The organism is Prescottella agglutinans, assembly GCF_004011865.1.
Lineage (GTDB): Bacteria > Actinomycetota > Actinomycetes > Mycobacteriales > Mycobacteriaceae > Prescottella > Prescottella agglutinans.
The window spans coordinates 41338-54971 of record NZ_RKLP01000015.1; the positions used below are offsets into that span (position 1 = coordinate 41338).

Consider the following 13634-nt stretch of genomic DNA (forward strand, 5'->3'; position numbering starts at 1 on the left):
AGCGATCCGACGGTACCCCGGCCCTCCGACGGGTGTTCCCGAGTCGCCGGAATCGTGGGCCGGGCGGGACTACACTGCGGCGGCATGGCGGACGTCCGCGTGGGCATCTCCGGGTGGGTGTACCCGGGGTGGCGCGGCGGGTTCTATCCGGCAGGTCTCGTCCACCGCGAGGAACTGCGGTACGCCGCCGAGCATCTGACATCGATCGAGATCAACGGGTCCTTCTACGCGCTGCAGAAGCCGTCGAGCTTCGTGAAGTGGCGCGACGAGACACCCGACGGATTCGTGTTCGCGGTCAAGGGCGGCCGGTACATCACCCACGTGCGCAGGCTCCTGGACGTCGAGGTCCCGCTCGCGAACTTCTTCGCGTCCGGTGTGCTCGGCCTGCGCGACAAGCTCGGTCCGATCCTGTGGCAGCTGCCGCCGAACATGCAGTTCGACGCGGACCGCCTCGACGCCTTCCTGGCGCGGCTGCCACGGACCACCACCGCCGCGTGCACGCTCGCGGAGCACCGCGACGACAAGCTGTCCGACGACCGTGTCCTCGCCGTCACGGACGCCGAGCGTCCGATCCGGCACGCACTCGAGGTGCGGCATCCGAGTTTCGCGGTGCCCGAGGTCGTCTCGATCGCGCGCGAGCACGGTGTCGCGCTCGTGCTGGCCGACACCGCGGGCCGGTATCCGCGCATCGACGAGAACACGACGGATTTCGCGTACGCCCGCCTGCACGGTGACGCCGAGTTGTACGCGAGCGGCTACACCGACGAGGCCCTCGACCGGTGGGCCGCGACGGTGCGCACCTGGATCGACGACGGGCTGGACGCCTTCGTGTACTTCGACAACGACATGAAGGGCTACGCGCCGTTCGACGCGATGGGGTTGCTGGATCGCCTTCGCTGAACGACGTCTCGCTCAGGCCTGCGCGCGAACCTTCTCGATCGCTCGCGTGAAGAGGTCGTCGAACTCGGCGCGAAACTCCTTGCCGTGGTACGCCAGCACCATCACGGTGTAGCCGCGGACCGCCGCGTACCCCAGCAGGATCTCGTCGTCGGTCCACTTCGGGTTGTCGGGGTCGGTGACCTCGGACAGGATGACGGCGTCCTCCGACGCGAGCGCCTGGGGGAGGTCGAGTCGCTCGGTGCGTACCGTCCGGGCGGACGCGCCGGGGTCGTCGTAGGTGACGGTGTACGTCGAGCAGGATCCGGTGTGCGCGTCCGCGACCCGGGTGATGTTCATGCCCGTCTCGCTGACCAGAACGATGTAGCCGCGTTCCTCGCCGAGCAGCACGCCGGCCGCGGAGCCGTTCTCGATCAGGCGGATTCGGGCCTCGTCGGCGTAGCTGTTCTGCCCGTCGCACTCCGGTGGTTCGAACGTCGCCGTCGTGTCCAGTCCGTCGCCGGTGCTGGGCGCGTCGAGTTTGAGGCTGAGGACCATCTGGTCCTCGCGGTCGAGTCGTTCGACCACGGCTCCCGGCGGAAGCTCCGAGGCGTCGGGCAGCAGGCTGGCGCGTGCGACAGCCGGATCGGCGATGGTGTCCGTGACCGTGGTGGTCCCGCACGCCGCAGCACCCAGAAGTCCGGCAGCCGCCAGGGCGGCGGCCCAATTCCTCGACATGCGTGTTCCTCCCCGTTGCGGCAGGCCCCCCGCCAGCCTGCCGCAACCGTATCGGACAATTCGGTCGGACGAAGCGCCCTACGCCGTGTCGGTCCGCAGCCGGGTCAGGCGCATCGAGGCGATCCGCCAGCCGTCGCCGGACTTGCGGTACTCCTCGACGTAGTGGCCGTAGCCGTGCAGGGCGCCGAGTCCGGGCGCGGAGCCCTCCGGCCACCACAGCTTGTCCTCCATCGCCCACACGCCGGTCGCGGTGGTGGGGGAGGTGAGGGTGATCTCGGGCATGTGGCCGTGGTGGACGGTGGAGACGTTCTCGATGCTCGCCCGCAGGAAGGGCATGTACTCCGACACCGAATTCGTCACGCCGCCACCGGTCTCCGTCATGTCGATCGCGACGTCGTCGGTGAAGACGGCGGCCAGTCCGTCCCAGTCCTTGGTGTCCATGAGCCGGAAGTAGCGGGCCTTGAGCGCCTTGATCGCCTCGACGTCCGCCGCGGCCGTACGCGGGTTCACCGGCGACGCTCCGCCGTTCCAGTGCCCGGGACCGGCACCGAGCACCTCGATCTCGCCCTGGGTGCCGCGCATGTGCTTGGTGCGGTGGCTCATCCGCCACGTGCCGTCGGTGAGTCGCCACTCGTCGTGGTAGTCGCCGAGCGTGGAGAAACTCAGGCCCTGCCGGTCGCCTACGCCGAGGTGCAGATCGGACACGTAGGTCCGGCTGGTGGCGGTGCCCGCCTCGAGGTCGACGTCGATCAGCATGTTGCCCAGCAGGTGCTGGGTGGGCCCGCAGTCGTCGAGGAACGAGCGGATCGCGGCCTCCACCTCGCCGGGGCCGTGCAGCGTTCCGGTGCCGAGTTCGGCAGTGGCGTCGGGCAGCATGATCTCGTGTAGCACCGGCCAGTCGCGGTCGTCCATCGCGCGTGCGAACCGGACGACGCCGCGGGCGATCTCGCGTTCGGCCAACAGGATCTTGAGACTCATCGGCATTCCTTCCGAGGCGGGGTGCGAATACGGCTGTGGCTGCGACCTTTCGGTCGCAGCCACAGCCTGTCGATCTGGAATTCTAGGAGCGGTTCAGCAGCTTGCGCATCGCCTCGGCCGCGCCCTTGACCATCTTGTCGCGGGGGAAGCCGCTGCGCTTCTCGGCGGCCGCGTAGTTGCCGCCGGCCACCCAGACGGGGCCGTCGGTGAGGTGCTCGAGACCCTCGCGCGCCGCGTCCTCGGGCTCCTGCACGATCATGCCGGGGATGTCGAAGTTGAGTCCGGCACGGATCATCGCGGGAGTGCGGGTGACGCCCAGGATCAGCTCGACGACATGGACGTTGTACGGCGCGAGCTCGAGCCACAGGCTCTCCGCGAACACCCGGCTGAACGCCTTGGCCGACGCGTAGATGCTCTGGTGCTCGGAGCCCATGTAGCCGGCCAGCGAGCCGAGCAGCATGATGCCGCCGCGTCCGCGGTCCTTCATCTTCGCGCCGAAGTGGTGCGACAGCTCGAGCTGCTTGGTGATGTTGAGGTTGATGACCCCGTTGAATCCGTTCAGGTCACCCGTCACGAACTCGTGGCCGTAGCTGTTGGCTCCGGCGTTGAAGATGAGCAGGCCCACCTCGAGGTCGTCGGTGACCTTGCGGATCTGGTCCATGGCGTCGTCGGCCAGCAGATCCAGCGACAGCGTGCGGACCTCGACGCCGTTGGCGCGGACCTTCTCCGCGGTCTCCTCGAGCGGTCCCGGCTTGCGCGCGATCAGCACGAGGTTGAGCCCGGCGCGGCTGAGCTCGTCGGCGAAGGCCGCGCCGACGCCCTCGGAGCCGCCGGCGATGACGACCCACGGGCCGTACTGGTTCTTGTCGATCATGAAAGGTCTCTCTCGTCTGCGGCGCGACTCAGTGGTCGACGACCTGCGGGGTGGGGACGGGCTCCTCGTTGGTGATCGCGAGGCGCCCGTCGAGCGCGGCGACCTGGATCGCCGCGCTCAACGCCTCGCACCGCATGACCGGTGCACCGGGGCGGCCTTCCCGGCCCACCCACTCGTGGATCTCGAGGCACTGCTCCTGTGCCGCCTCGTTCCACTGCACGGCCGTGTGCTCCCAGCTGTGCTTCTGGACCTGCACGCAGGCCCCGCAGCGATCACACTCCAGCGGCTGCATTCTCACGCGCCTTCTTCTCGAGGTTGTCCTCGACCACGCGGCGCCACGATGCGACAGCCTTGGTGGTGTCCATCTCGTGCTCGAAACGGTCGGTCATCTCCGAGGTGACGTCGGCGCGATCCACGTAGAACTGGTCGTACCAGCGGCGCAGCTGGTAGACCGGGCCGTCCTCCTCGCACAGGAGCGGGTTCTCGATGCGGGTCTTGTTCTTCCAGATGGCGATGTCCTGCTCGAAGCCCTTGGCGATGAACTCACCGAACTTCTGTGCGGTCGCGAGCGCCTTGTCACCGAGGACCGGCGACTTCTTGACGATCATGCCGTACATGAGCACGAACTTGTCGGGGCTGACCGGGTAGTGGCAGTTGATGAGGATCGACTCGACGTCGTAGCCCTCGTACTCGTAGGCCAGGTCGTCGATCATGAAGGACGGACCGAAGTAGGACGCGTCGGAGCGGCTGCCGAGCATCTTCGGGACGCCGGTCGCGTGCGGGCGCATGTCGGTGCGGGCCTCGCCGCGCATGAACTGGCTGGCGACCGGGCCCTCGAAGACGTTCTTGAAGAACGTGGGGAACGAGTAGTGCACGTAGAAGAAGTGCGCCATGTCGACGATGTTGTCGACGATCTCGCGGCAGTTGGTGTCGACCTCGGTGGTGTACCAGACCCACTCGGTCCACTCGTCGCTCAGCGCGCCCTCGATGCGGGGGATGTACATGTCCTCTTCGGCCGGCGCCTTGCCCTCGGGGTCGTGCCAGATGAAGAGCATGCCGTCCTGGTCCAGGGTCGGCCAGGCGCGGGTCTTGGCGACCGGGGGGACACGGCGGGCGTAGGGGATGTCCGTGCAGCGACCCTTGCCGTTCCAGCGCCAGTCGTGGAACGGGCAGGCGACCGAGTCGCCCTTGATCTCGCCCTGGCTCAGGTCGCCACCCATGTGGCGGCAGTACGCGTCGAGGACCTGGAGGTCGCCCTTGCTGTCTGCGAAGACGACCAGCTTGGTGCCGAAAGCGTGGACCGAGTGCGGCTTTCCGTCCTTGAAGGACTCGGAAAGGCCCAGGCAGTGCCAACCGCGCGCGAAGCGGGTCGGGGCGCTGCCGGCAACGATCTCGCGAACTTCGGGCTCTTCGGACTTGAGGGTCACTTCGTCCGTCCTTTCAGGGAAATGCAATTTCGAGTTCAGGCGCGTTCGAATGTCGAGCGCTGGCCGCGGGTGATCGTCGCCGTGCGGAGGATGCACCTGTGGCATTGACGGCCACGCTAGGTGACACCTATCACCCGGATTTCCGTAGTCCCACTGGGCGGGACCGACGGGTGAGGAGGCGTAGCACCGTTGGAAACCGGACGAAGGGGACTCCCGCAGGAGGCGTTTCCGGATCCGGCCCTACCATGCGGGTACCCCCCCAATCCCGACATGCGACCCCGTCCGGGGCCGCGAAGGAGCACCACATGGCCCACGAGGTTCTGCGGTCGGTTCGCGAGTTACTGCCTGCCATTGCCGATCGCGCACAGACTGTCGACGAGTCCCGCCGTGTATCCGATCAGTCGATCCGGGACCTGAGCGCCGCCGGCGTGTTCCGGATGCTGCAGCCCGCGCGGTACGGAGGCCTCGAGGCGAGCCCCGTCGACTTCTACGAGGTGGTGCGCGCCATCTCGGGTGCGTGCGGATCGACGGGATGGGTCGCGTCGGTGCTCGGTGTGCACCCGTGGCACCTGGGCCTGTTCGACGTCCGTGCGCAGGACGAGGTGTGGGGCCAGGACACCTCGGTGCTCGTGTCGTCGGCGTATGCGCCTGTCGGGGAACTGATTCCGGTGGAGGGCGGCTACGAGCTGACGGGCAGCTGGCGCTTCTCGTCGGGCTGCGACCACGCGTCGTGGGCGATGCTCGGCGCCCTCGTGGTCTGCGAGGACCGGCGTCCCGTCGACTTCATGACCGTCGTCGTGCCGCGCACCGACTATCGGATCAACGACGTGTGGGACGTCGTGGGCCTGCGGGGTACGGCGAGCAACGAGATCACCGTGGAGAAGGCGTTCGTGCCCGAGTACCGGGTGCTGCGCAACTACGACGCGGCACAGTTGCGCGCACCGGGGACCAAGATCAACACGGCGCCGCTGTACAAGCTGCCGTTCGGCGCCATCTTCACCAGTGCGGTCGCGGCCCCGGTGATCGGCACGGTGGCCGGCTGTTACGAGATCTACCTGACGGCGATGCGGGACCGGGTCCGGCTCAGCCTCGGGGGCGGGCGGTTCGCCGAGGACCAGTTCGCGCAGGTCGCGGTGGCCCGGGCGTCGTCCGAGATCGACGCGGCCATCCTGCAGATGGACCGCAACATCCGGGAACTGCTCGAGTTGGCGGAGGAGGGACAGCCGCTGCCGATGAGCAAGCGACTGCGGGTGCGGCGCGACCAGGTGCGCGGGACCGAGCGGGCGGTCGAGGCCATCGACCTGCTGTTCAAGACCGCGGGCGGAAACTCGCTCAATCGTGGCAACCCGATCGAGCGGGCGTGGCGTGACGCGCACGCGGGCAGCGTGCACGTCGCCAACGACGCCGAACGCGCCCTGGCCATGTACGGCCGCGGCGCGTTCGGGCTGCCGATCGAGGACAACCTGGTCTAGCGACCGGGCCGCCATCGGTTGCCCCACCCGGCGTGGTTGTGTCCTCCATCGATTTCGGGTTCGATGTGGAACGCAATCGCAGGTGCTTGTTCCGCGGCCGCGGGACTCCCACTGAGCGGAATTGTGCGGCGGTTCGTCGCCTGATTTGACGTCGGGTGGGAGCATTCCAGTGTGAGTCGCGCGCCGCGGCGCACGCATGGACGAGCAGAAGGTAGGGGATCAACGGTGCCGAGAGTCGCCGAGGCGCGGGACGCAGCCGAACCGAGTTCGGCCGAGCAGCGGGCGCGGTTTGCGCGGATGCTCGACGCCGCGGCTCAGTTGGGCACCGAGAAGGATCTCGAGCGGGTTCAGATGCACGAGGTCGCGAAGCTTGCCGGCGTCGCGATCGGCACCCTCTACCGGTACTTCCCGTCCAAGACGCACCTGTTCGTGGCGGTGATGGTCGACCAGATCGACCAGATGAGCGAGGGGTTCGCGCGGCGCGCGCACCCGGCGCCCACCCCGCAGGACGAGATCTTCGAGACGCTGTTGCGGGCCACGCGCGCGCTCCTGCGTCGGCCGCTGCTGGCGAACGCGATGATCCAGTCGACGAGTACCGCGAAGGTCACGGCGATTCCCGACGTGGCGCGCGTGGACCGCCAGTTCCGCGATGTGCTGTTCGAGGCCGCCGGACTGGAGCAGGTCACGGAGAACGACTCGGTTCTGGTCCGTTTACTGGTCTCGGCGTGGTTCGGGATCATCCAGTCGTGCCTGAACGGGCGGATCTCCGTCCCGGATGCCGAGGAGGATCTCCGCACGGCGTGCCGCCTGCTGCTGGCCGATCTGTCGAACGCGCAGCTTCCGGAATCCGCCGAGACGGCGTAACTGAAACGAATTTCAAATTCGGCCCCGCAGGGTTCCTGCGGGGCCGAATTCGTCGTCGGGCGGCGATGGGGTCCAGTTCGTGATCCAGTTCCCCCGCGTCCATTGCCCTCATCGCGAAAGTAGAATACATTCCAAAAATGAACGCGTTGCAGTCCCGCTCCGGGGCCGGTTCGCGGATTTCGCACGTACTCGCAGTTCTTCAGAGGAGCACTCCATGACCAACGTCGTCATCGTCGAGGCCGCCCGCACCCCGATCGGTCGCCGTCGTGGCGCCCTGTCCGGCCTGCACCCGGCCACCCTGCTCGGTTTCGCCCAGCGCGCCGTGCTGGACCGCGCCGGTGTCGCTCCCGAGGAGATCGGTCAGATCGTCGGCGGTGTCGTGACCCAGGCGGGCGAGCAGTCCAACAACGTCGCGCGCAACGCATGGCTGCATGCGGGCCTGCCCTACACGACCGCGGCGACGACGATCGACTGCGCGTGCGGATCGTCGCAGCAGGCCGTGCACATGGTGGCGGGCCTCATCGCGTCGGGTCAGATCGACGCCGGCATCGGCTGCGGTGTCGAGTCGATGAGCCGGGTGTTCCTCGGTCAGGCACTCGCGCCCGGTACCGGCATCCCGTTCCCCGAGGACTGGACGGTCGACATGGGTGACCAGTTCACCTCCGCGGAGCGCATCGCGGCCAACCGCGGCATCAAGCGCGGTGACACCGACGCGTTCGGTCTCGAGTCGCAGCGCCGCGCCGCGCAGGCGTGGGCCGAGGGCCGCTTCGACCGGGAGATCGTGCCCGTCGAGGCCCCGGTCGTGACGAAGGAGGGCGAGCCGACCGGTGAGGTTGCGACCGTGAGCCGCGACGGCGGCCTGCGCGAGACCACCGCCGAGGGGCTGGCCGCTCTGAAGCCGGTCATGGACGGCGGTATCCACACCGCCGGTTCGTCGTCGCAGATCAGCGACGGCGCGGCCGCCGTGCTGCTGATGAGCGAGGACAAGGCGAAGGCTCTCGGACTGCGCCCGCGCGCCCGCATCGTGTCGTCCGGCATGGTCGGCGCCGACCCGTACTACCACCTCGACGGCCCGATCGACGCCACCCGCCACGTGCTGGGCAAGGCCGGCATGTCGCTGGACGACATCGACATCGTCGAGATCAACGAGGCCTTCGCGGCCGTCGCGCTGTCGTGGGCGCAGGTGCTCGAGGCGGACCTGAGCAAGGTCAACGTCAACGGCGGCGCGATCGCGCTGGGTCACCCGGTCGGCTCCACCGGCTCGCGCCTGATCACCACGGCGCTGCACGAGCTCGAGCGCTCGGACCGCTCCACCGCGCTGATCACCATGTGCGCGGGTGGCGCGCTGTCCACCGCCACGATCATCGAGCGCATCTAGGCGGCTCCGCCGCCCGTGCGCCTTTTTGGTAGCAGGCAGCACCAGAAAGGCGCACGGGCGGGAAGCGCCTGTCGTATTTCATCTACTTCCGAGGATTTTCGATGACCATTGGACTGAGTGACGAAGACCGCGAACTCCGCGATTCCGTGCGTGGCTGGGCCGCCCGCCACGCGACCCCGGCCGTGATCCGTGAGGCGGTCGAGGCGAAGGCCGAGGCCCGTCCCGTGTACTGGGGATCGCTGGCCGAGCTGGGCATGTTGGGCCTGCATCTGCCGGAGGAGTTCGGCGGCGCCGGCTACGGTCTGGTCGAACTCGCGATCGTCACCGAGGAACTCGGGCGGGCGATGGTGCCGGGACCGTTCCTGCCGACCGCGGTCGTCTCGGCCGTGCTGAACGAGGCGGGCCGCACCGCCGAGTTGGCGGGGCTGGCCGACGGTTCGGTGTTCGGTGCGGTCGCGCTGCAGCCGGGCGGGCTGAAGCTGGTCCGTGACGGCAGCAAGGTCACGCTGTCGGGCACGTCGAGCTTCATCCTCGGTGGTCAGGTGGGCGACGTGTTCCTGCTCGCCGCGGACGACGCCGGCGCCCTCGCGTTCGTGGTGGTGGGACGAGATCGTCTCGACGTCACCGAACTCCCGAGCCACGACGTGGTGCGCCGCAACGCCGAGATCAGCGTGGACGGCCTCGAGATCGCGGACGACGATGTGCTGGCGCTGGATTCGCAGCGGATCCTCGACATCGCCGCCACGCTGTTCGCGGCCGAGGCGGCGGGTCTCGCCGACTGGGCGACGACGACCGCCGCGGACTACGCGCGGGTGCGTCAGCAGTTCGGCCGGGTCATCGGCCAGTTCCAGGGCGTCAAGCACAAGGCTGCCCGCATGTTCAGCCTCACCGAGCAGGCCCGGGTCACCGCGTGGGACGCAGCCCGCGCACTGGGCGAGGATGTCGACGGCGGCGAGGCGTCGCTGGCGGCGGCGGTGGCCGGCGCGGTTGCACTCGAGTCGGCGTTCCAGGTGACCAAGGACTGCATCCAGGTCCTCGGCGGCATCGGCTTCACGTGGGAGCACGACGCCCACCTGTACCTGCGTCGCGCGCAGTCGCTGCGCATCCTCCTCGGATCGACGGCGTCGTGGAAGCGTCGGGTCGCGCAGCTCACCCTCGACGGCGCCCGCCGCATCCTCAGCGTCGAGTTGCCGCCGGAGGCGGAGCAGATCCGCGCCGACATTCGGGCCGAGCTCGAGCCCGCGAAGGCGCTCGAGGGCGCCGAGCAGAAGGCGTACCTGGCCGAGAAGGGTTACACGTCACCGCATCTGCCCGCTCCGTGGGGCAAGAGCGCCGACGCCGTCACCCAGTTGGTGATCGCCGAGGAACTGCGGGCCACCGAACTCACGCCGCACGACATGATCATCGGCAACTGGGTGATCCCGACGCTGATCGCGCACGGCAACGCCGAGCAGGTCGAGCGATTCGTGCCGCAGTCGCTGCGCGGGGACATTGTGTGGTGCCAGCTGTTCTCCGAGCCCGGCGCCGGATCGGACCTGGCGGCCCTTTCCACCAAGGCCACCAAGGTCGACGGCGGCTGGAAACTCAACGGGCAGAAGGTGTGGACGTCGATGGCCCGCGAGGCCGACTGGGGCATCTGCCTGGCCCGCACCGACGCCGACGCCCCCAAGCACAAGGGCCTGTCGTACTTCCTGATCGACATCAAGAACAGCGGCCTCGACATCCGTCCGCTGCGGGAGATCACCGGCGAGGCACTGTTCAACGAGGTGTTCCTCGACGACGTGTTCGTCTCCGACGAGTGCCTGGTCGGCGAGCCCGGCGACGGCTGGAAGCTGGCCCGCACCACCCTCGCGAACGAGCGGGTCTCGCTGTCGCACGACTCGTCCCTCGGTTCGGGCGGTGAGGCGCTGCTCGACCTCGCCGACACCGTTCCCGGCGGGCTCGATGCCGAACAGTTGACCGTTCTGGGTAAGGTGCTGTGCGACGCACAGTCCGGCGGCCTGATGGGACTGCGCACCACGCTGCGTTCGCTCACCGGCGCGCAGCCCGGCGCGGAGTCGTCGATCGCGAAACTCCTGGGCGTCGAACACATCCAGCAGGTCTGGGAGGTCGCGATGGACTGGGCCGGCCCGGCTGCGCTGCTGGGCGACCAGCACCGACGCTCCGCGACGCAAATGTTCCTGAACTCGCAGTGCATGTCGATCGCAGGTGGTACCACCAATGTGCAGCTCAACATCATCGGCGAGCGGATCCTCGGTCTGCCGCGCGACCCTGATCCCGGAAAGTGAGTTCCACAAGCATGAGTAATCGCACGTTCGTCATCGGCGTGGGTATGACCAAGTTCGAGAAGATCGAGTCTCGTGACTGGGAGTACCCGGACATGGTCTCCGAGGCGGTCGGCACGGCGCTCGCCGACGCAGGGATCTCCTACGACCAGGTGCAGCGCGCCGCGGTCGGCTACGTCTTCCAGCCGTCGTGCGGCGGCCAGCGGGCGCTGTACGAGACGGGGCTGACCGGCATCCCGATCGTCAACGTCCACAACAACTGCGCCACCGGTTCCAATGCGCTCATGATGGCCCGTGAGTGGGTGCAGGGCGGCATCGTCGACGTCGCCCTCGCGGTGGGCTTCGAGAAGATGACCAAGAAGTCGCTCGTCGGCGACGGCACGCTGCCGAAGGTCACCACGCTCGACAACCACCTGAAGATCATGACGGCCAAGCACGAGTGGGGCCATGGCCCCATGACGGCACAGCTGTTCGGCAACGCCGCCCTCGAGCACATGGAGCGTTACGGCACCACTGCCGAGCAGATCGCATCCGTCGCGGTCAAGAACCACAAGCACTCGGTGAACAACCCGTACGCGCAGTTCCGCGACGAGTACACGCTGCAGCAGGTGCTGGACGACAAGATGATCCACGCGCCGCTCACCCGCTCGCAGTGCTCGCCCACGTCGGACGGTGCGGGCGCCGCAGTCGTCGTCAGCGAGCGGTTCGTGCGCGAGCACGGCCTCGAGGATCAGGCCGTCGAGATCGTCGCGCAGGCCCTGACCACCGACACCGCGGAAGCTTTCGCGGACAAGTCGATGATCGATGTCGTCGGTGCTCCGATGACGAAGGCCGCGGCCGCGCAGGTGTTCGCCGCGTCGGGGCTCACGATCGACGACGTCGACGTCATCGAGTTGCACGACTGCTTCGCGATCAACGAGATCATCACGTACGAGGGCCTGGGACTGTGCCAGCCGGGCGAGGGCGGCAAGCTCGCCGAGTCCGGCGCCACCACATACGGAGGCAAGGTCGTGGTGAACCCCTCGGGCGGACTGATCTCGAAGGGCCATCCGCTCGGCGCGACCGGCCTGGCGCAGTGCGCCGAGCTGACATGGCAGCTGCGCGGTCAGGCCGACGCCCGTCAGGTCGACGGTGCCCGTGTGGGTCTGCAGCACAACCTCGGTCTCGGTGGTGCGTGCATCGTCACGCTGTACCAGGCCGGGACCATCTCCAAGGAGTCGTAATGCCCATCGATGTGAAGGCCGTGCTGTCGGCCGAACCGACTGTGCGCGAGGCCAACTGGACCGAGCGTGACGTCCTGCTGTACCACCTGGGTCTCGGTGCGGGCGTGAACTCGCTCGATCCCGCCGAGCTCGGCTGGGTGTACGAGAAGGGCGTGCGGGTCCTGCCGACGTTCGCGATGGTCGCGGGCCAGGGCGTCTCGGCCGGCACGCTGAAGCCGGCCGGGATGAACATGCCCGGCATCGACATCGACCTGCGCAAGATCCTGCACGGCGGGCAGGCGCTGACGCTGCACGCACCGATCCCGACGTCGGGCTCGGCCCGGATCTCGTCGCGTGTCGCCGACGTGTGGGACAAGGGCAAGGCCGCGGTCATCGTGCTGGAGCAGTCCGCGACGGACCTCGACGGAAACCCGTTGTGGACCACGGGCATGCAGATCTGGGCGCGCGGCGAGGGCGGGTTCGGCGGCGACGCCGGGCCGGAGGTGACCAACACCGTTCCCGAACGCGACGCCGACAAGGTCCTCGTCTCGCCGACCAGCACGCAGCAGGCGCTCGTGTACCGCCTCAGCGCCGACATGAATCCGCTGCACGCCGATCCGGCGTTCGCGCAGATGGCCGGTTTCGACCGCCCGATCCTGCACGGGCTCGCGTCGTACGGCGTGGTCTGCAAGGCCGTCGTCGACGGTCTGCTCGGCGGCGATCCTGCTCGCGTGCAGAGCTACTCGGTGCGCTTCGCGGGCTCGATCTACCCGGGCGAGACCATCGAGACGTCCGTCTGGCAGGACGGAGATCGACTCACCCTGCTCGCGACCTGCCCCGAGCGTGACGGGCAGCCGGTGCTGACCCACGCGACGATGGAGGTTCGCTCGTGAAGGTCGGTGACCACCCGACGGTCGAGACCCATCCGCATCGCACCGTCCTGACGTCGGCGCCGCAGGATGCACCGGTCGACCGTGCGACCGCCGCGGCCCGCCGCGTGATCGACGCGATGCTGCGGACCGATCGCGGCAACGCGAATCTCGACCGTGTCGCGGAGGAGTTGAACAGCATCGCCGACCACCTCGAGGAGCACGCTCCCGAGGTGGCCGAGCGGATGATCGACATGTGGAGCGGCGAGGGCGTCACCAGGCATGACCCGATCACCGGTCCGGAGAACGCAATCGCGCCGCCGCTCGTGCTCGAAGGACTCGAGGACGGTTCGGTTCAGGGCGTGGTCACGCTGACGCTGCCGTACCAGGGTCCGCCCGGGTGCGTGCACGGCGGAGTGTCGTCGCTGATCCTCGATCACGTGCTCGGTGTCGCGAACGCGTGGGGCGGCAAGGCCGGCATGACCGCACAGCTCAACGTGCGGTACCACAAGCCGACGCCGCTGTTCGAGCAGCTGACCGTCACCGGCAAGCAGATCTCGGTGGACGGGCGAAAGATTCACACCGTCGGCGACATCAAGAACGCCGCCGGCGAGGTGTGCGTGTCGGTGGAGGGACTGTTCATCGACGCGGCGGTACCGCGTCCGCGGTAA

13 protein-coding genes are annotated in these 13634 nt (G+C 68.4%); 8 read left to right on the forward strand and 5 right to left on the reverse strand.

Annotated elements, in window-relative coordinates:
• Positions 1-84 precede the first annotated feature (84 nt).
• Positions 85-900 (forward strand): DUF72 domain-containing protein, encoded by an 816-nt coding sequence (locus EGT67_RS23780; RefSeq protein WP_127918576.1) that lies wholly within the window; start codon positions 85-87, stop codon positions 898-900.
• 12 nt (positions 901-912) lie between these two features.
• Here the strand turns inward: EGT67_RS23780 and EGT67_RS23785 are convergent, their stop codons facing one another.
• The 5 genes from EGT67_RS23785 to EGT67_RS23805 form a co-directional block, all read right to left on the reverse strand.
• On the reverse strand, positions 913-1614 hold the full coding sequence (locus EGT67_RS23785; RefSeq protein WP_241566217.1) for a hypothetical protein: 702 nt from the start codon (positions 1612-1614) through the stop codon (positions 913-915).
• Positions 1615-1692: 78 nt separating this feature from the next.
• Positions 1693-2592: a nuclear transport factor 2 family protein gene (locus EGT67_RS25570; protein WP_127918577.1), complete on the reverse strand. Its 900-nt coding sequence runs from the start codon at positions 2590-2592 to the stop codon at positions 1693-1695.
• A gap of 82 nt (positions 2593-2674) precedes the next feature.
• Positions 2675-3466, reverse strand: coding sequence for an SDR family NAD(P)-dependent oxidoreductase (locus tag EGT67_RS23795; protein ID WP_127918578.1), 792 nt, complete (start codon positions 3464-3466; stop codon positions 2675-2677).
• A 28-nt stretch (positions 3467-3494) separates the two neighbouring features.
• Positions 3495-3758, reverse strand: coding sequence for a hypothetical protein (locus tag EGT67_RS23800; protein ID WP_127918579.1), 264 nt, complete (start codon positions 3756-3758; stop codon positions 3495-3497).
• Complete coding sequence (locus EGT67_RS23805; protein ID WP_127918580.1) at positions 3739-4893, reverse strand: 3-ketosteroid-9-alpha-monooxygenase, oxygenase component; 1155 nt, start codon at positions 4891-4893, stop codon at positions 3739-3741. The genes EGT67_RS23800 and EGT67_RS23805 overlap by 20 nt, the downstream gene beginning before the upstream one ends.
• Before the next feature lie 305 nt (positions 4894-5198).
• Between EGT67_RS23805 and hsaA the strand changes: the two genes are divergently transcribed.
• The 7 genes from hsaA (at position 5199) to EGT67_RS23840 (ending at position 13634) form a co-directional block, all read left to right on the forward strand.
• Entirely contained in the window at positions 5199-6365 is a 1167-nt protein-coding gene (hsaA, locus tag EGT67_RS23810) for a 3-hydroxy-9,10-secoandrosta-1,3,5(10)-triene-9,17-dione monooxygenase oxygenase subunit (RefSeq protein ID WP_127918581.1), read from the forward strand.
• 225 nt (positions 6366-6590) lie between these two features.
• Positions 6591-7229, forward strand: coding sequence for a TetR/AcrR family transcriptional regulator (locus EGT67_RS23815; protein WP_127918582.1), 639 nt, complete (start codon positions 6591-6593; stop codon positions 7227-7229).
• A gap of 214 nt (positions 7230-7443) precedes the next feature.
• Positions 7444-8607 (forward strand): steroid 3-ketoacyl-CoA thiolase, encoded by a 1164-nt coding sequence (locus tag EGT67_RS23820; protein ID WP_127918583.1) that lies wholly within the window; start codon positions 7444-7446, stop codon positions 8605-8607.
• Between the two features lie 101 nt (positions 8608-8708).
• A complete protein-coding gene (locus EGT67_RS23825) occupies positions 8709-10895 on the forward strand; it encodes an acyl-CoA dehydrogenase family protein (RefSeq protein ID WP_127918584.1) in 2187 nt (728 codons plus the stop codon).
• Between the two features lie 11 nt (positions 10896-10906).
• Positions 10907-12115, forward strand: coding sequence for a lipid-transfer protein (locus EGT67_RS23830; RefSeq protein WP_127918585.1), 1209 nt, complete (start codon positions 10907-10909; stop codon positions 12113-12115).
• A complete protein-coding gene (locus EGT67_RS23835; RefSeq protein ID WP_127918586.1) occupies positions 12115-12987 on the forward strand; it encodes a MaoC/PaaZ C-terminal domain-containing protein in 873 nt (290 codons plus the stop codon). Before EGT67_RS23830 ends, EGT67_RS23835 begins: the two co-directional genes overlap by 1 nt.
• The gene (locus tag EGT67_RS23840) at positions 12984-13634 is read left to right on the forward strand and encodes a PaaI family thioesterase (RefSeq protein WP_127918587.1); all 651 of its coding nucleotides are present in this window, start codon (positions 12984-12986) and stop codon (positions 13632-13634) included. Before EGT67_RS23835 ends, EGT67_RS23840 begins: the two co-directional genes overlap by 4 nt.

Bases quoted from the DNA above. Each gene is read 5' to 3' on its own strand.
- EGT67_RS23825 (WP_127918584.1), top strand. From the start codon at position 8,709: ATGACCATTGGACTGAGTGACGAAGACCGCGAACTCCGCGATTCCGTG.
- EGT67_RS25570 (WP_127918577.1), bottom strand. From the start codon at position 2,592: ATGAGTCTCAAGATCCTGTTGGCCGAACGCGAGATCGCCCGCGGCGTC.
- EGT67_RS23795 (WP_127918578.1), bottom strand. From the start codon at position 3,466: ATGATCGACAAGAACCAGTACGGCCCGTGGGTCGTCATCGCCGGCGGC.
- EGT67_RS23820 (WP_127918583.1), top strand. From the start codon at position 7,444: ATGACCAACGTCGTCATCGTCGAGGCCGCCCGCACCCCGATCGGTCGC.
- EGT67_RS23785 (WP_241566217.1), bottom strand. From the start codon at position 1,614: ATGTCGAGGAATTGGGCCGCCGCCCTGGCGGCTGCCGGACTTCTGGGT.
- hsaA (WP_127918581.1), top strand. From the start codon at position 5,199: ATGGCCCACGAGGTTCTGCGGTCGGTTCGCGAGTTACTGCCTGCCATT.
- EGT67_RS23800 (WP_127918579.1), bottom strand. From the start codon at position 3,758: ATGCAGCCGCTGGAGTGTGATCGCTGCGGGGCCTGCGTGCAGGTCCAG.
- EGT67_RS23835 (WP_127918586.1), top strand. From the start codon at position 12,115: ATGCCCATCGATGTGAAGGCCGTGCTGTCGGCCGAACCGACTGTGCGC.
- EGT67_RS23780 (WP_127918576.1), top strand. From the start codon at position 85: ATGGCGGACGTCCGCGTGGGCATCTCCGGGTGGGTGTACCCGGGGTGG.
- EGT67_RS23830 (WP_127918585.1), top strand. From the start codon at position 10,907: ATGAGTAATCGCACGTTCGTCATCGGCGTGGGTATGACCAAGTTCGAG.